The 16,493-nt window shown below is 59.6% G+C and carries 8 protein-coding genes and 4 pseudogenes; 4 read left to right on the plus strand and 8 right to left on the minus strand.

The window, feature by feature from the left end; genetic code table 11:
* Nucleotides 1-43: 43 nt before the first annotated feature.
* The 3 genes and pseudogenes from GTU79_RS17735 to GTU79_RS17745 all read right to left on the minus strand — a co-directional run.
* Entirely contained in the window at nucleotides 44-976 is a 933-nt protein-coding gene (locus GTU79_RS17735; protein WP_132927654.1) for a D-ribose ABC transporter substrate-binding protein, read from the minus strand.
* A gap of 103 nt (nucleotides 977-1,079) precedes the next feature.
* Complete coding sequence (locus GTU79_RS17740) at nucleotides 1,080-1,883, minus strand: GolD/DthD family dehydrogenase (RefSeq protein ID WP_243701546.1); 804 nt, start codon at nucleotides 1,881-1,883, stop codon at nucleotides 1,080-1,082.
* Between the two features lie 48 nt (nucleotides 1,884-1,931).
* Nucleotides 1,932-2,180 (minus strand): annotated as a pseudogene (locus GTU79_RS17745) (transketolase); the annotation flags it as partial.
* Nucleotides 2,181-2,539: 359 nt separating this feature from the next.
* Here GTU79_RS17745 and GTU79_RS17750 point away from each other — a divergent pair.
* Nucleotides 2,540-3,336: pseudogene (locus GTU79_RS17750) on the plus strand (DeoR/GlpR family DNA-binding transcription regulator).
* Nucleotides 3,337-3,372: 36 nt separating this feature from the next.
* On the opposite strand, the pseudogene bcsC reads toward GTU79_RS17750, so the two are convergent.
* From bcsC to bcsR, 5 genes and pseudogenes are all read right to left on the minus strand, one after another.
* Nucleotides 3,373-6,866 (minus strand): annotated as a pseudogene (bcsC, locus tag GTU79_RS17755) (cellulose synthase complex outer membrane protein BcsC).
* 5 nt (nucleotides 6,867-6,871) lie between these two features.
* The gene (bcsB, locus tag GTU79_RS17760) at nucleotides 6,872-9,145 is read right to left on the minus strand and encodes a cellulose biosynthesis cyclic di-GMP-binding regulatory protein BcsB (RefSeq protein WP_203523300.1); all 2,274 of its coding nucleotides are present in this window, start codon (nucleotides 9,143-9,145) and stop codon (nucleotides 6,872-6,874) included.
* A 16-nt stretch (nucleotides 9,146-9,161) separates the two neighbouring features.
* A pseudogene (gene bcsA / locus GTU79_RS17765) lies at nucleotides 9,162-11,771 on the minus strand (UDP-forming cellulose synthase catalytic subunit).
* A complete protein-coding gene (bcsQ, locus tag GTU79_RS17770; RefSeq protein ID WP_203523302.1) occupies nucleotides 11,768-12,505 on the minus strand; it encodes a cellulose biosynthesis protein BcsQ in 738 nt (245 codons plus the stop codon). The pseudogene bcsA and the gene bcsQ overlap by 4 nt, the downstream one beginning before the upstream one ends.
* A gap of 3 nt (nucleotides 12,506-12,508) precedes the next feature.
* Nucleotides 12,509-12,739 carry a cellulose biosynthesis protein BcsR gene (gene bcsR, locus GTU79_RS17775; protein WP_203523303.1) on the minus strand — a complete coding sequence of 77 codons (231 nt, stop codon included), beginning with the start codon at nucleotides 12,737-12,739 and terminating at the stop codon, nucleotides 12,509-12,511.
* Nucleotides 12,740-12,917: 178 nt separating this feature from the next.
* Here bcsR and bcsE point away from each other — a divergent pair, with 178 nt between their 5' ends.
* Genes bcsE through bcsG form a run of 3 tightly spaced genes read left to right on the plus strand, consistent with a single transcriptional unit; the run spans nucleotide 12,918 to nucleotide 16,323 of the window.
* Nucleotides 12,918-14,495, plus strand: a complete 1,578-nt coding sequence (bcsE, locus tag GTU79_RS17780; protein ID WP_214513206.1) for a cellulose biosynthesis protein BcsE — start codon at nucleotides 12,918-12,920, stop codon at nucleotides 14,493-14,495.
* Nucleotides 14,492-14,686 carry a cellulose biosynthesis protein BcsF gene (bcsF, locus tag GTU79_RS17785; RefSeq protein ID WP_132927647.1) on the plus strand — a complete coding sequence of 65 codons (195 nt, stop codon included), beginning with the start codon at nucleotides 14,492-14,494 and terminating at the stop codon, nucleotides 14,684-14,686. The genes bcsE and bcsF overlap by 4 nt, the downstream gene beginning before the upstream one ends.
* Complete coding sequence (bcsG, locus tag GTU79_RS17790) at nucleotides 14,683-16,323, plus strand: cellulose biosynthesis protein BcsG (protein ID WP_203523305.1); 1,641 nt, start codon at nucleotides 14,683-14,685, stop codon at nucleotides 16,321-16,323. The genes bcsF and bcsG overlap by 4 nt, the downstream gene beginning before the upstream one ends.
* Nucleotides 16,324-16,493 lie beyond the last annotated feature (170 nt).

A 16,493-nucleotide genomic window follows, 5' to 3' on the forward strand; every position in this document is an offset into this window, starting at 1 on the left:
TACGCGCCCCCGTTCAGCCCGGGGACGCCGCTGACGCCGGTTGTTACTGCTGATAATGGAAATTGTTCACTTTATCGGCGTTGTTCTTTTTGATCAAAATGCCCCGGAACATGATGCGTTCTTTGCCGGTATAGCTGCCTTTTTGTAAATATTGATCCAGTATTTCAACACCTTGGGATGCAATGGCCTGTGCCTGCAACATGACGCTGGCGTAGAGGTCCCCGGCCTTGATGGCATCCCGTTCATCATTGCTGCCGTCAATCCCCACCACCGTGACATCGCTGCGCCCCGCGGCTTTTAACGCCGCTATGGCGCCCAGAGCCACCGGACCGTTACCGTTAATCACGCCCTTAATATCCGGATGGGCCTGCAGAATGCTGTCCATGATGCGTTTGCCATCAAGCAGATTGCCTTTGGCATCCTGGCGGGCAATCATTTTCATATCCGGGTATTGGTCAATGACGTTATGAAATGATTTCGAACGGGTCACGCAGTTGTTATCTGCGAGATTACAGGTCAATTCGGCATAGCTGCCTTTCTCGCCCATTTTCTCAACGAATTCGTTGGCCACGTCGGAACCCGCCTGAAAGTTGTTGTGGGTGATTTGCGCCAGCGCCACCCCGTCCACCGGGATTTCACGGTTGATAAGCACCACCGGCACCCCCGCGTCTTTGGCCTGCTTCACCGCCGCCACGCTGGCCTGCGAGTCGGCGTTATCCAGCACGATGCCCTGCACCTTGCGGCCGATAACCAGGCTTATCAGCTCGCCCTGACGTCTGACATCTTCACCGTGCGACAATACCAGGGTTTTGTAACCCATCGACTGGGCTTTGGCTTCAGCGCCTTTGGCTTCGGCGGAGTAGTAAGGATTATCCAGGGAGTTGACCAGGATGGCGATGGTGCCTTTCTCGGCGGCAAGGGCGTACGGCAGGTAACAACTGGCGAGCAGGGCTAACAAGGTAAGATGTTTTTTCATAATATGTTCTCTCGTGGTTATTGTTATTTATCGTAGGTACAACGATCGTAGGTACAACGGGCGGATACTCTTTATTACCGGGATTCGTACCGCGGCGGACCAGCTACCAGATGGTAAAGCCACCGTCGATCATCAGGTCCGCGCCGGTGATCATGTCGCTACCATTGCTGGCGAAGAAGACGATCGCGGCGGCGATTTCGTCGGTGTAGGCAAAGCGTCCCAGGGGGATCAGCTTCTTCATCTCCTCCCCCTTCTCTCCCTGCCAGGCTTTCTCGCCCATGGGAGTCAACACGACGGTGGGGGACAGGGTATTCACGTTGATACGGTGGGCCGCCCACTCTTTTGCCATCACTTTGGTCATGCCCAGCAGCCCGGCTTTGGACGAGGTATAGGCGCAATGCCAATCGATGGCGATAGACGCGGCCTGGGAGGCGATATTGATGATTTTGCCGCCCTTGCCGCGGGCGATCATGCTGCGGGCGGCGGCCTGCGAGCAGAGGAACGGACCGGTCAGATTCACCGCCAGGTGTTTCTGCCATTGATCGAAAGCGGTGTCGACCGCCGGCTCCAGTTGCACATAACCGGCGCAGTTGACCAGAATATCAATCTGGCCCCAGCGCTGCTCCACCTGGCTGAACGCCCGCGTCACCTGGTCCGGGTCGCTGACATCGCACTCGATATAACTCACCCGCTCGTCCCCCAGTTCCGCCGCCGCCGTCTCTTTGACCCCACGATCGAAAGCCGGATAAAGCAGCGCCAGCGCCGCGCCCTTCCCGAGCAGCATGCGGTTGGCGGCCATGGCAATACCGCCCAGGCCGCCGGCCACCACCGCCACCTTGCCGGCCAGCGATTGGGAAGGATCCACGCCATAGCGCAGATTAACGTCATATTGTTTATCGTTCATCATGGGTCTCCAACGGTGAAAGGGCCGGCTGCCGGCTCATTGCGGCAATCAGGCCGGCGGTATCAATGGAAAACTGGCGGCGCTACAGTACAGTCCGCCGGCGCGATGGCCTTTGGTAGGAATAAAACGGTCCTGATCGAGACGCTCGCGGCTGCGATCCTTGACCGCCATATAGAGCGTGCAAATAATGTCGATTTCCGACAGGTCCGCCCCGATATGGCCTTTTCCCGCATGGTGGTTCATTTTCAGGACATATCGGCGAGCCTGGCGCGCCTTTGCTTTAATCCTTTGAAAGTCCATCTGCACCTCATCTTGACGAGTCTACTTATTCCTCATCCGCCCCCTTGGGCAGTAACGATTTGCGACCTGATGTGTTTTCGAATAAAACTATATAGCGTTGCTTTTGTTCAATATGAGACCAGCATCTACTTTCGAATAAAAATCATGATGGATAAAATGAGATCTATTTTGCGATTTTAAATTTTCATATGAAAATGTAACATGAATAACCTGCTGAAATTTTGGCTTATTTAGCTGGATTCGATACGCAGATTTTCGTTCGGAAGTGAGAGGAAAGAAAATTATCGCAACTCGCTTTAACATGCGGGCAAGGTTACTATCTTGCTGCGAGCCACAAGGAGGTGGATACCGATAGGAGTATGACGATTGAAAAGCAAAATGAACGCTGGACGGATATGCAGCAACGGCGTAATAAAATAATAGAAATGATGAAGGAAGATGGCACCGTGTCGGTAAAAAGCTCACCGACACTTTTGATTTGACGGAAGCGACGATTCGTTCGGATTTACGCGTGCTGCAAAAGCAAGGCTATATACAACGCTATCATGGCGGGGGGACGCTGCTTGACGGGAAAAAGCATACCCATGCGATGTTGCCGGGGGGCCCGATACAGCCCAGCGAAAAAGAAGGCATCGGGCAATTGGCGGGCGGGTTAATCGAGCCGGGCGGTACCATCATCCTTGATGGCGGGACCACGACCACGGCCACAGCCAACCACCTAAACCACATCAAACGGTTGTCGGTTATCACCACTGCCGTCAATATCGCCTTGCAGCTGGGGGGCGAACCGGGCGTAAACATTCTGTTGACCGGCGGGACATTCAAATTCCCCACCCTCTCCACCTCCGGTGACAAAGCCGCCAGCTTTTTTGATAATATTCTGGCTGAAAAGCTGTTCCTGGCCACCGCCTGCATTTCGCCCCGCGTCGGCCTCAGCTATCCCAGCGAAACGGATATCAAGGTCAAAACGGCGATGATCAATTCGGCCAATACGGTTTTTGTAGTGGCGGACTCCACTAAAATCGACAAAGTGTCGATGTTCGCCTTGCCTTGCGAATGGCAAAAACTGCATTACCTGATCACCGACAGCGGGATTACGCCAGAGGCTAAAGAGGCGTTTGAAGCCCTGGGCGTCACGGTACTGGTCGCGGAGTAATGTGCCGACACGGGGGTGCGGGGGAGATTAAAAACCCTACCGGAAATCCGCATAAGGCGTCAGCGGCTGCGGCGGGGAATCCAAATCCCCCTCCCAACCCGCCAAACCATACCGCAAATAGATAAAACCATGGCTTGGGGTATAATCCTTGGCCTGCTGAATATCAATGCCCGCCCCCAGCGTCCAATGGGCATCCAAACGCCGCTCCACCATCGCCAGCAAGGTATAACCGATGCCGGAGCTGGAGCTCCCTGCTCGATATCAGCCTTATCGCCATTGCCATCGGGAATAAGATCCTGCAAAGGATAACGCAGCCCATCGCGGGTTTTCGCCTGCGAATAGCCCACCGTCCCCCAGCTGCCATGACCAGTTGTCGCTGCGCTGGCGATAATTCACCGGCACCGACAGCGAAACGTAGCGCTGGGGCTGTAATACCCCTGACCGAGGGCATAATCGCTAAGATCCTTTTGATAATGCCACCACATGCCGTTCAGGCCCACCGTCATCCTGCGGTTATCGTCGTTGATAAACTTATGGTAATACCCCGCCATCAGCCGCACGCGCTCATTGTCGGCGACGTTTTGCCCGGTGAGCTGCTGTAGTCCGGCGTTGCTCCACAGCCCGTTGGCTTCCCCCCGATCGTAGCTGGCGGACAGGGTCACCCCGGTGGCGCGCACGCCGCCCCAGGTCATGCCGGTGGCGGGATCGCGGGCGCCGCCGAACGCCAGCAGGGAACTGGACAGGGCCCGGCGCGACGCGGTAGCGGTCCAGCCGATATGCTGCCAGACGTCGCTGTAGCTCAATCCGCCCACCCAATCCACCACGTCGAAGCCCAGCGGCGTGGTGCCCAGATCCCCCTGCCAGCGGTCGTTTTGCCAGCCGGCGGCCAGACTGGTGCCGGAGGTACTTTGCCGGGAGTCCCCATGGCAGCCGACGCCGGCACAGGTGCCGAACAGGTTATCATAGGTCCCTTGACGGGTGGCGAAACGTCCCGCATCCATCTGAATGGTATCGGTGCGGAAAAAGGCCCGTCCGTCCCATGACGGCAGATCCACCTGCAGCATGGTGTCATGGGAGGTTAAATCAGAAACGCCGCCGGTGCCGCTGGACGAGGAGTAATCATGGGCCAGGGTAACGTTAACCTCCTCATGCCGGGCGAGATCCGCCGCGTCGCTGCGGATGCCGCTTTTGAGCCAATCGTCATCCCGGCGAGTGCGGGTCAGGCGGGGATACTCATCATGATCCGCAGGCAATCGGTCAGTGATTCCGCTCTCCACCATGGCTTGCCGATAGTCCTCAAAGGCGGCCCGGGGCTGGTTGGATTGCGCTTCCAGCCGCGCGCTGTCGCGAAATACCAGGGCATCGGCCTGCGACGGGCCCTGCCCCAGCGCCGCGGGCTTCAGGCGATTTAACAGCGCCAGCCCTTTGCGGGGCTCGCCCAGCTCGGTCCAAAGCGCGGCGATTCTGCGCTGCGTATTGAGGCTGTCGTTCTGGCCGGACGCCGGGGACGCCGTGGCAGCCAGCAGCCGTTGCCGCGCCTCCTCTTTTCGCCCCAGTCCCGCCAATGCCTCGATTTCCCCAAGCCGGGCGGCACGATTGCCGGGTTCATCGGCGCTGACCCGCCGGTAATCCGCCAGCGCGCCGGCGTAGTCTTTGCGCGCCGAGGCCCAGTCCGCCAGCATCAGCCGGCTGCCATTGTCCACCGGCGGCGCTGACAGCATGGCGATGGCCGCCGCTTCGTCGCCCCGGTCCCGCAGGCGGGAGGCATTATCCTGCCTGGCCGCCAGCCGCAGCCGCGCCGCCAGTTCCCCCATACCTTGACTCCATTTCGCCGGCGCAAGCTGTTCCAGACGGGCCAGCGCCCGATCCGGCCGGCCGGTGGAGGAGAGATACAGGGCGTAGGCATACACCTGCTGCGGATCGTCCGGCCGGCGTGCGGCCAGCGCCGCGAAAACGGCGTCCGCCCGGGGCATCTGTCCGGCGTTCTGCAATGCTTTTCCCAACCGGTAGGTTAGCCACACCCGGTCAGGGTCCAGCCGCTGGGCCCGGCGGTAGTCATCCGCCGCCTGTGCCCACTGCCGCCGGGCACCATGTTCATCCCCCCGCGCGCTCCACAGTTCAATCTGTAAATCAACGATATTGTCATGCATGGCGGCACGGGGGGCCGGCGGCAAGCCGGTGAGAAAGTCTAAAGCCTTTTGCGGCGATCGGCGCTGATAGATCCCGTCCAGCCCGCGTATCGCGCTGCCGTTGCCGGGTTCGATGCGCAGCGCCCGCAGGTAATATCCCTCGGCGGCGGCATCATCGGATCGGGCGGCGGCCGTTTCCCCCAATCCGACCCAGGCCTGGCTGCGGCTGCCGTCGATTTGCAGGGCCTGCCGGTATAGCTGTTGCGCCAGGGGCAGGTTATGGGCTTTCAGCGCGCTGTCGGCCATGTCCAACAGCAGCCAGTAGCGGTTGCTGGCGATCAGGGTGCGCCATTTATCGCCGTGAAAACCGTTCTGATCGTCCTTTTGCGCCTGCTCGAACAGCGCAATGGCCTGCCGGCGCTGTCCGGCGCGGGCGTAGGCCAGTCCCAGCGCCCCCAGGACCTGGGCATCGTCCGGGGCAAGCTGAAGGGCTTGTCGCAGGGGGGCAATCGCCTGGGTGCTTGCCCCGCCCTCCACTGCCGCCAGGCCTCTTAGCCGCGCCTGATAACGTGGGTCTTCCGCCAGGCTTTGCTGGCGGGCCAGCTCTTTTCGCGCCTCCGCCACCTGCTGTCCGTCGCCAAAAACCGCGATAAATTGCCGCAGCGCGTCGATACTCCCTTCACCCACCGGCATGGCCTTGATATTGTCCATCCAGATATCAAGCGCGTCGCCGCGGCCGAGAGGGGAATCGGCCAATTGCCGCAGCAAGGCGTAGCCTTCGGCGTCGCGGCGCTGCGCAAACAGCAATCTAGCCAGCAGTATGCGAAGATCCGCATTGCCGGGAAACTCCCGGTCCAGCTGCTGCAGCCGGTCAATAGCCAGGGACTGTTGGCCGGGCAGGCGGGCCGTCAGCCGCCAGTACTCCACCGCCAGATCCACCGTCGGCGGCTGTCCCTGGAACAGGGCGTCATACTGCTCCTTGGACTCGGATAAGCGTCCCGCCGTCGCCAATAAGCGGGCCTGCTGCAACTGCTGCTGCGCCGCCGTCGTGGTGAGGCTGATGTTCAGCCGCGCCTGCCGGGTAAGGGCCGAATCCGGCGCCAGGCGCTGCAATCTATCCAGTTGCCGGCCGGCCAGGACCAGGTCGCCCTGGCGCAGGGCCAGACGCAGCCTGGCGGCTATCACCTCGGGATTATCCGGATCCATCAGTTCCAGGCGATAAAGGGACTGGCGAACCAGGAGATCGTTATGGGCGGCTTCCCCGACCCGGACCTGTTTTAGCAGCCATTGCCGCGGCGACACGTCCGCCGACGCCGGCGGCGGATAAAGAGGCAGCAGAACCGCGGCCAGCATCACGCCGCGGATCAGCATCACGCCGCGGATCAGGGGCATGTTATGCATCTGCCTTATTCCCGGTCATCGGGGGAGAGGCGGCGGCGGGTCAGGGTAAGCAGTCCCCGCCACAGCAGCAATGCCACCAGCACCACCGACAGCATGGCGATGATGGCCATCAGTACCGGATGCGTCGCCAGGGCATTCCAGATACGTTCCCACCATGGCAGATGCCCGACGTAGTAGATGTCCCCCACCCGCAGGCTGTTGACGCCGGAATCGCGGATAATCGCCACCGACCCGAACATGGCTGCGCGCTTGCCGCTGTCCGCCAGCGCCTGGTTAAGCAAGTCAAAACCCTGCCGGCTGTCGGCCAGCAGCGCCACGATGCTGCGTTGGGCGTGCGACGGCGACTGGACGCCGATAATGGCGGCCAGCGGCCCCTGGGCGCTGACGGTGGTTTGACTGTCCGGCGCCGCATCGCTCACCGGCAGCGCCATATCCGGCAGCGGCACCTGACGGTTGGGTTGCTCCACCCAGCTCTGGGTAGCGTCCACCAGCATGCTCATCTTGCGATCGTCCCGCAGCGACGGGGGAATGGTGCCCACCATCAGGATATCGCTATCGAGATTCTTCGCCTGCGACCAGTCATCGCTCAGGCGCAGCCCCAGGGCCGGATAACCGGTCAGCGCGCCGATTTCCCCCAGCGCGTTTAAAAGCGTGGTGACCTGAACCGGCTCCGGCTGCCGATTCACCAGCACCAGGGTTTCGGACAAATCCGCCATACGGCTGAAGGGAAAACCGGCGCTGGCGAAGGCGCGCAGATCCGGCATCGGCATAAAGTGGCGATAGCCGGAGAAATCCAGCGTCGAGCTGTCGTCAATCACCACATGATTGACGGCGGTGGTATAGGTGTCGCAACGCCCTACGGTGCCGCTGGCCAAAAGCGTGGTGTAATCAAAATCAAATTTGAACTGATTGTTGGCCCCCAGCTTCAGGGCGGGAATGGTCAGCGCTTTCGACGAATCAAACAGCCCCTGCAGCATTTGCAGATGCAGGATTGCGCTGTCCTGCTGCCGGTCGGGCACCAGCGTATAGGCCTGCACGAACTGATTATTCAGGCTGATATTCAGCCGTGAATCGTTTTCCCGCTGCGGCGCGGTATAGCGATATTTCAGCCGCATATCGATACCGGAGCTGTGGATCAAGAACAGATCCGGCGGCAGATTGATGGTCAGGGGTATCGGCGCGGGCTGGATGCCGCTGGCCGCCAGCTGTTCCGGGTACTGCTTCAATTCCCCCAGCGTCATGGGCCGATCGGTACGCACCCAGTTCGGGGCGTCGTAAGGCTGGCGGGGCGCTATCTGGCTGACCTGGTCCACCGTCACGCGCGGTCCGCGGAACAGGATATTTCCCTGGGTTATGCCCTGCACCGCCCTGACCAGATCCTTGTCATCCCGCCCCATGATAAGCAGCAGCTTGACGTAGGGGTCGGCGGGATGGGCTATCATCTCCACCGTCGGACCGTCCACCGCCGCATGGTCATGGAGAAAATCCGGACGCCAGGCATTGGTGGCGAAGATGATGCCGTGGCTGTCGGGCAGCTGATTGAACAATACGGGAAAGGTCTGGCCGCGCCACTGCGCGCGGCCGCCGAACCAGGAGGCCAGTATCGCGGCGGCGCGCTGCTGTTCGGCATCCGGCGAGGCGGCGAAAACCATCGGCAGCACCAGCGGCCGGCTGTCGCGCGCATCAAAAAAAGGCTCCGGAAAATGCGACAGCTCGTTTTGCAGCGGCAACCGCTGGTAGTGCAGGTTCAGCGAACTGGTTTTGCCGATATCCAGCCACAGCGTGCTGTTGGCCGGATTTTCGCAAATATCCTGGTAGTGGCCGATAAACTCCAGGCGCAGCCGGTTGAAATCGCTGATATACAGCGGATCGATATCCATCAGGACACGATTGGATTTGCCCAGTTGATCCTTGGTTATGGTGACGATGCCCGCCAGTTGGTCGTTAAGATAGACTTTGAGATGGGACTCGATGGGTATCAGCGACGGCGACGGGGTAAACTCCAGGTCGAGCTGGGCCTTGGAGACCACTTCATCGCTGCGCACGCCGAATTCGATTTGTCCTTCGGGACTGATGCCGCGCAGTACAAAAGCGCCCGGCGGCGGCGCCACGTTGGCGAACCGCAGCTGTACATCCCGCGCCGGCGCCTGAGGCAGGGCAACCGGACGTACCGGGGCCACCGCTTCCGGCGACGGCGTCAGATTGTCCATGCCGTGGGCGCCATAGGCGGTGCCCAGGGCGAAAACCAACAGAGTCAAACAGGTCAGGTTTTTCATCATATTATTATCATCGGCGTCAGGACGCCGTCTCGTCGTTAAGAGGGGCGGCGGGCGCGGCCGCCACGCCACGGGGCATCAGGGAGATAAACCAGGTCACCGCCGCCGCCAGGCCCAAAAACAGCCGACGGAAAAAGGGCGGAGCATACTCCGCCATCTGTTGATAGCCGCTAAAACCCAGGGCAATAACGTCGCGCAGGCTGTTGATAGGCTTGTCTTCGGGAAAACCGTCCTGCCATAACGCCCAGGTATCGGCGCGGGCAAAGGTACATTGGATAAATTCAACGTGCTGCTGGGTCGTCAGCGGGCACAGCCGCATGCCGAGCCGATCGCGGTAAACGCGGGTGATGTCGCAAGGGAACGTATATTCCTGCCGGCCCCGCCGCAAGATCAAATTGACCCGGTCGCCGTCGGCGATGGCTTCCCCATAGCTCAGCTGGACGCCGACGCCGGAATCGGAATAGTCATGCAGGGTGCAGGTGTAGATATGGCCGTCCCCCACCATCAGCGCCGCCGGCATGTTGATTTCCACCCGGTGGGCCTGGCGCAGCTGCCTGGCCTCGAAGGCGACGGCAATGGCGCCGCCGAGGATCATCATATTGTATAGCGTCCAGCCCAGGCTGATGAAAACCGTCATGACTTCATTAAGATCGCCATAGCCCAGCCGCCAGATGCCGGTGAGAAAGCCGCACAGATTCAAAAACATCAGTATCCGGTACGGCCGGGTGAGCACCCAATCGACATAGGGTTTTTCAATCAGGCCGCCTTTGGCGGTGACGTTGAATTTCCCGCTGCGGGGATTGAGCAACGCCATGGTGGAGGGCATGGCGATGTGCCAGGCCAGCACCGTTTCGTAGATTTCGCTCCAGAACGAATAGCGGTACTTGCCCTGCACCCGGGAGGTGGTCAGGCTGGCATGCACCATATGCGGCAGGACATACAGCATGATGGCAATGGCCGGCGCGAAGATGATATAGGCATGCAGCAATAAAAAGGCCAGCGGCGCGGTAAGAAAGATAAGCCTGGGCACCCCAGACAGAAAATGCAGCATGGCGTTGGCGTAACAGAGGCGCTGCGCCAGCTTCAGTCCCTTGCCCAGCAGCGGATTATCCAGCCGGAATATCTGTACCATGCCCCGCGCCCAGCGAATGCGCTGGCGGATGTGCGCAGACAGGCTTTCGGTGGCCAGGCCCGCCGCCTGGGGAATACGGATATAGGCGGAGGAGTAGCCGTGGCGGTGCAGGCGCAGCGACGTATGCGCATCTTCGGTCACGGTTTCCACCGCCAGCCCGCCTATCTCTTCCAACGCGGCGCGCCGCATTACCGCGCACGAGCCGCAAAAGAACGTGGCATCCCAGAGATCGTTGCCGTCCTGCACCAGGCCCTAGAACAGCGAACCTTCATTGGGGGCGCGGCGAAAGCGGCCCAGGTTGCGCTCAAAGGGATCGGGGGAAAAAAAATGATGGGGAGTCTGCAGCATACCCAGCCGCCGGTCTTTGAAAAACCAGCCGAGGCTTATTTGCAAAAAAGAGCGGGTGGGAACGTGGTCGCAGTCGAAAATCGCGACGAACTCCCCCTCCGATCGCGCCAGGGCGTAATTGACATTGCCCGCCTTGGCATATTTATGGGGCGGCGGCGCGATATAGCGTATGCCTATTTCTTCGGCGAACGCCTTGAATTCCGGCCGGTTACCGTCATCCAGCAAATAGATGGCCAGTTTTTTCTGCGGCCAGTCGATACCCAGGGCGGCGTAGAGCGTCGGTTTCACCACCGCCAGGTCCTCGTTGAACGTGGGAATAAAGATATCCACCGTCGGCCAGGACGCCACATCCGGCGGCATGGGCACCGGCTTGCGGTGCAGCGGCCAGATGGTTTGGAAATATCCCAGCACCAGCACCACGCAGGAATAGGTTTCCGCCAGCAGCAGCAGCAGGCCGCAGGTCAGGCTTACCGGATCGTCCCAGTTCAGGGTCGAGGTATAGCGCCACCACATATAGCGGCAGGAAATGGTCAGGGACAATATAATAAGCATCAGCGCCGGCAGCCGTCCGGGAATCCGTCTGACCACCATGGCGATACACCACAGCAGCGAGACGAAGACAAACTGGGCCCACAGGCTAAAGGGCTGCGAGATGCAAAACAGCGTGGTCACCACCGCCACCAGACTGAGAGAGTAAAGCATCGCCCGGCGCATGCCGCGATTGAGCAGGCTCAGCCGCTGCATGGCGTCCTGCCCCACCCCCGCCCTGACCAGGCGCTGTGGCAGCAGCTGCAACCACAGATAATAGGATTGCCGCCAGCGAAGGATAAACCCCGGCGCCGTCAGCCACTTTTCCCGGCGCCGGCCGGATATCACCAGCAGCAGCCAGACGCCCTGCAGCAGATAGCGCAAGCCGTCCAGCAGCCGGGGACGAACCGGGGAAATATGCGGAAACCATTGCCGGCGGCGATACCGCACCCGGCGCCAGGAGGCTGACTCCAGGCGCAGGAACATCCAGCACAGGGCAATCATGCCGCTCATCAGGACCGATGCCGCCCGCGATGCCCCCTGCCGGCGATAAGCCCGGTAGCGCTGCTGCAGGCCCCATGTCGCCGACGGCATCAGAAATAACCGTAGCAGGGTATTCATGCAGCGGATTCCGGGCAATGGATCAGACACCAGTTGGCCAGCGTCACGATCTCTTCGGCCGCGTTGCTGTCCGGCCGGTATTCCCCCAGGGGCTGTTTCGCCGCCAGGGCTTCGGCCACCGACTCGTCGCGATGAATGATTACCGGCAACAGGCCGTCCAGCGCCTGCAGCCATAGCTGGTTGATATCATGCTGCAGTCCGCTGGTGGGCAGATAACCATTGACCAGCAGCCGGCAGCCGGCGGGCAGCGCCTGCTGGTGCAAACGGGCATGGCAATTGGCATCCGGATTGATGACCATCAGCACATGGTCCGCCACCGGCAGGCATTGCTGCGCCAAGGGAGTGTCGGCACCGGGCATATCCAGCAGGATCCAGCGATAGCGCTTGCCGTCGCGCAACCGGCAAAGACGATCCCCCCAGCTCTCCCGCCCGGGCGCCGGCGGCTCAAACAGCGCAAGCCGTTCTGCCGGCGTTGTGCGCCCGAACGGTAAAAACGCCAGTCTTTCCAGGTACTCCATCGCACCCTGATGCCAGCCTTCGCCGTCAATTTCCGCCCGCGCCCACCCCCTGGCATGCTTAAAGGGCATATTGAAATGGAGCCTCAGCAAATTATCCGGTGACAAATCCACCGCCAGGACGGATTCACCGGCCTGACATAGCGCCCAGGCCAGCGCCGCGGTGATTGACGTTGTCCCGGCGCCGCCGCGGATACCGGACAAGGCGATAATCGGCATGGGTTACTCTTTCTGAAGGGAGCCGGCGGTTGACGAAGACTGGGCATCCAGGCCGTCGGAATGGGCAAATTCGGCCAACAGCGGCCAGCGCGACAAAATATGCGGAAATTGTTCTTGCAAATTGATATCGACGTAATGAAAACTCGGCAGGGCGAAAATATGACTTAGCACAAGGACATCATCTTGTTTTTCTGCATTCGGAGTCGCACCGGTGATAAATAATTTATTTTCCATATCGCGCCTTAAAATATTTCAATAACTTTATAATTTAGTTTACTCGCTGCAGAATTGGCCCAGCACATTTCTTCGAACGAGAGTTCATTTAGTTATTGCTAATAGCGAGATGACAATTTAGCATACTCTTAAAAGCGTTATTATCTCAACAGACTTTTAACTAAAAGCAAAATAACACATGGCGCTCTCCTTTTCATTTGGTCTCTATCATAGTTTTGAAGAGTTATCGGTAATGCAGTCCCGCGGCTGTTACTGGGTCAATATAGAACGCCAAACGGATGCGCGCCAGTTATGCCGGCAAATCATTAACGCCCAGGGAGCGGCAACCCGCGGGGCGCTGATCTGCTGCGGCGATGGGCCGGAACAGCTGCTGGAAGGGCTGCCGTCCACCGGCGCGGAGGGCGCCGGACCGCCGGCCTCGCTGCCCCTGTTTACCCTGCCGGAAAAAAAATCGGCCCTTCGCCGGCTGACCGCGGATTTATCCCGGGCGATTAATGTCAAGGAACGCCTGTTTATCTTTCTATTGACCGCAAGCGCATGGAAAGACTTTTCGCAAACGGAAATTGATGACTGGCTGGGAAATACCCAGCGGTGGTTAATAAAACACAATGCCGCTTTTTTAATTCTGACTTACGGCAGCGGCATATCGCAATTAAAGAATCAACTTATTTCCCAATTTCCCACCCTCTCCGGTTTATCCAGCGTGCACTCGCTGCAAGATTGTGTACGATATCAAGTATCTTGGTGGTTTAGCGGTAAAGGATTAATTGCCAATCAGGCAATGAACTGGGAACCGGACGATCGGGAGCGGTTCGTGCAGAGCGTTCTTTTGCCCGCTTTTTCCCCGTCGGTAAATGACGAACAGCTGTGCCTGGCGGAAAAAAGCGTGCTGGAAGGCGCGCCTCCCCTGTCGGTAAACTGGCGGCTGCTGGAAGATAACGCCCTGTTGATGCAGCAAGGCATGGCGAGACACTCCGCCACCCTGATTTTCGCCCTGACCGAAAGTGAACAGGTCGCCGAATTGGCGCGGCAGATCCACACACTGCGCCGTCAGCGGGGTATTGCGCTGAAAATCGTGGTCAGGGAAATGAAAGCCAGCCTGCGTTATACCGATGAAAGACTGTTGCAAGCCTGCGGCGCCAATCTGGTGGTGCCCTATATCGCGCCGTTATCGAGCTTTCTGACCCTGCTGGAAAGCATACAGGGGCAGCGTTTTACCCGTCATGTGCCGGCGACCATCGATCGGCTGCTGGCCGCCATCAACCCTTCGCGCATAAAAGGCGCGATGAGTAACGACAGGTTCCGCCAGGTGGTGCCGGAGCTGATTGAGAATCCCCTCATGCCGGAAGACGACAAGGGCATCCTCATCGCCCTGCGGCCGGTGCCCGGCCTGCCGCCCCGGCAGGCGCTGTCCTTATGCCGCCTGCGGCGCGGGGGCGATGTGATGACCGCCACCTCGCGCCGGATTTATCTGTTTCTCTCCAATTGCCGCATCAACGATTTGGATACCGTGCTGGGCTATCTCTTCCGCCTGCCTATCGCCGAGGCATTCAGCAACCGCCAGGTCTGGACCCAAGACGTGCACATCATCAGCCAAGTCAAACTGATGGGTAAAACCGACCGCCGGGCAGGCTCGCCGGAGCCCGCCGATACGCCCATCACGGCGGCCGTCACCTTCGCCCGCCCCGCGACGGCGCGGCATAGTCCGCGCCCCTTGACGCTGTCCCTTGCCGCCCCCCAGGACATCCAGCCATGAACCTTGACGATATTTTGCAGTTGATTCTGCTTTGTGCTTTGGTGTTTTTCCCGCTGGGCTATCTGTTTCACCGCCGGTTTCCTTTTTGGCTGCCCGCCCTGCAATCCTTTATTCTCTCTCCGCGATATTTGAAATCAGCAGGCATCTGGACGCGCAGCGATCTCCCGTCAGGTAAAAAGAAAAAATCATGAATCTGATAAAAAAACCGGGTTTCAAACACCATTGGCGCGGACTTGGCGCCTGGAATTATTATTTCCTGATAAAATTTACGCTGCTGTGGCTGGGCTATCTTAATTTCCACGCGCTGGACAACCTGGTATTCGCCGCCTATTTGCTGTTTCCGTTAGCTTCGCCGCGCCTGCACCGCTGGCGAAATATCATCGGCCTTCCCATCGGCTTTGCCGTGTTTTACAACGACACTTGGCTGCCGGGCATCCATTCCATCCTGTCGGAGGGATCGCAGGTGACCGGCTTCAGCGCCCTGTATCTGCTGGAGCTGGTTAACCGCTTTATCGACTGGCAATGGGTCGGAGCGGCTTTTGCCCTGCTGGTGGCGTATCTGTTTATATCGCAATGGCTGCGGATTACGGTATTTACCGTGGCGATTTTGATAGGCCTCAACCTGATGCACCTTACCGGTCCGCTCATCCAACTGGGCCCGATAACATCCGTAGCCGCCGGGCCCGCCGATGTACCGGCCCCCGCCGGCGACGGCAAGGCCGCAGGGGCGGCGTCCATGAGCGCGCCGCCCAACAACCAGAATCTCACCGCTTATCTCAATGATTTTTATCAGCGTGAAAGCCAGCGCGCCACTGTGTTCCCCCAGGCGCTGCCCGCCGACGCCGCCCCTTTTTCGCTGCTGATCATCCAGATCTGCTCACTGTCCTGGTCCGATCTGGAGGCAATCCAGATGAAGAATTCGCCGTTCTGGGGCACGTTTGATCTGATGTTCGATAACTTCAACTCCGGAACCGCCTACAGCGGTCCGGCGGCCATACGTCTGCTGCGCGCCAGCTGCGGCCAGGAAAAGCACAAGGATCTCTATTCTCCCGCCAACCAGCAGTGTTATCTGTTCGATAATCTGGCGAAGCTGGGATTCAGTACGGAGTTGATGCTCGACCACAGCGGGAATTTCGATAATTTTTTGCAAGAACTGCGCGAAGACGGAAATATGCAGGCGCCGCTGATGTCACAGGCCGGGATCGGACACCAGCTAAACTCCTTTAACGGCGAGCCGGTCTATGAGGATCTGCCGCTGCTGGATCGCTGGCTGGCGCAGCAAACCCGGGACGGGGATGCGCGCTCCGCCACCTTCTTTAATCTCATCCCCCTGCATGACGGCAACCGTTATGTGGGCGCCCACAGCGCCGCCGATTATTCCTCCAGGGCCGGCACGCTGTTCAGCCAGCTGGACAGCTTTTTCCAGCAGCTGGAAAAATCCGGTCGCCGGGTAGTAGTGGTGGTGGTGCCGGAACATGGCGCCGCCCTGGTGGGCGATAAAATGCAAATGCCCGGTTTGCGGGACATTCCCAGCCCATCCATTACCCATGTGCCGATGGGCATAAAATTTATCGGCATCAAGGCGCCCCACCAGCAGCCCTCGCTGCGCATATCCGCGCCCAGCAGCTATCTGGCGCTGTCCGAGCTGGTTTCCCGCCTGGTGGACGGCAAAATATTCGACGCGCCGCAAATCGATTGGGCCACCCTGACGAAAGACCTGCCCCAAACCGCCGCCGTATCGGAAAACGATGCCAGCACGGTGATCAATTACCAGGGCAAGACCTTTATCCGCCTCGACGGCGGCGACTGGGTGCCGTATCCGCAATAACCGCCCGAGCGCCCCATGGCACGCTAGGCCCACCATCACCGGCGCTTGAATCAAGCCTGTTAAAGGGAGAGCGCGCCAATGTGGTCGAATCGGGCGTGGTTTTTCCGCCCGACCGAGCGCCACATGGCACGCCAGGCCCGCCATCACCGGCGCTTGAATCGAGCCTGTTA

Origin of the sequence: Sodalis ligni (genome assembly GCF_016865525.2) — a bacterium.
Classification (GTDB): Bacteria; Pseudomonadota; Gammaproteobacteria; order Enterobacterales; family Enterobacteriaceae; genus Acerihabitans; species Acerihabitans ligni.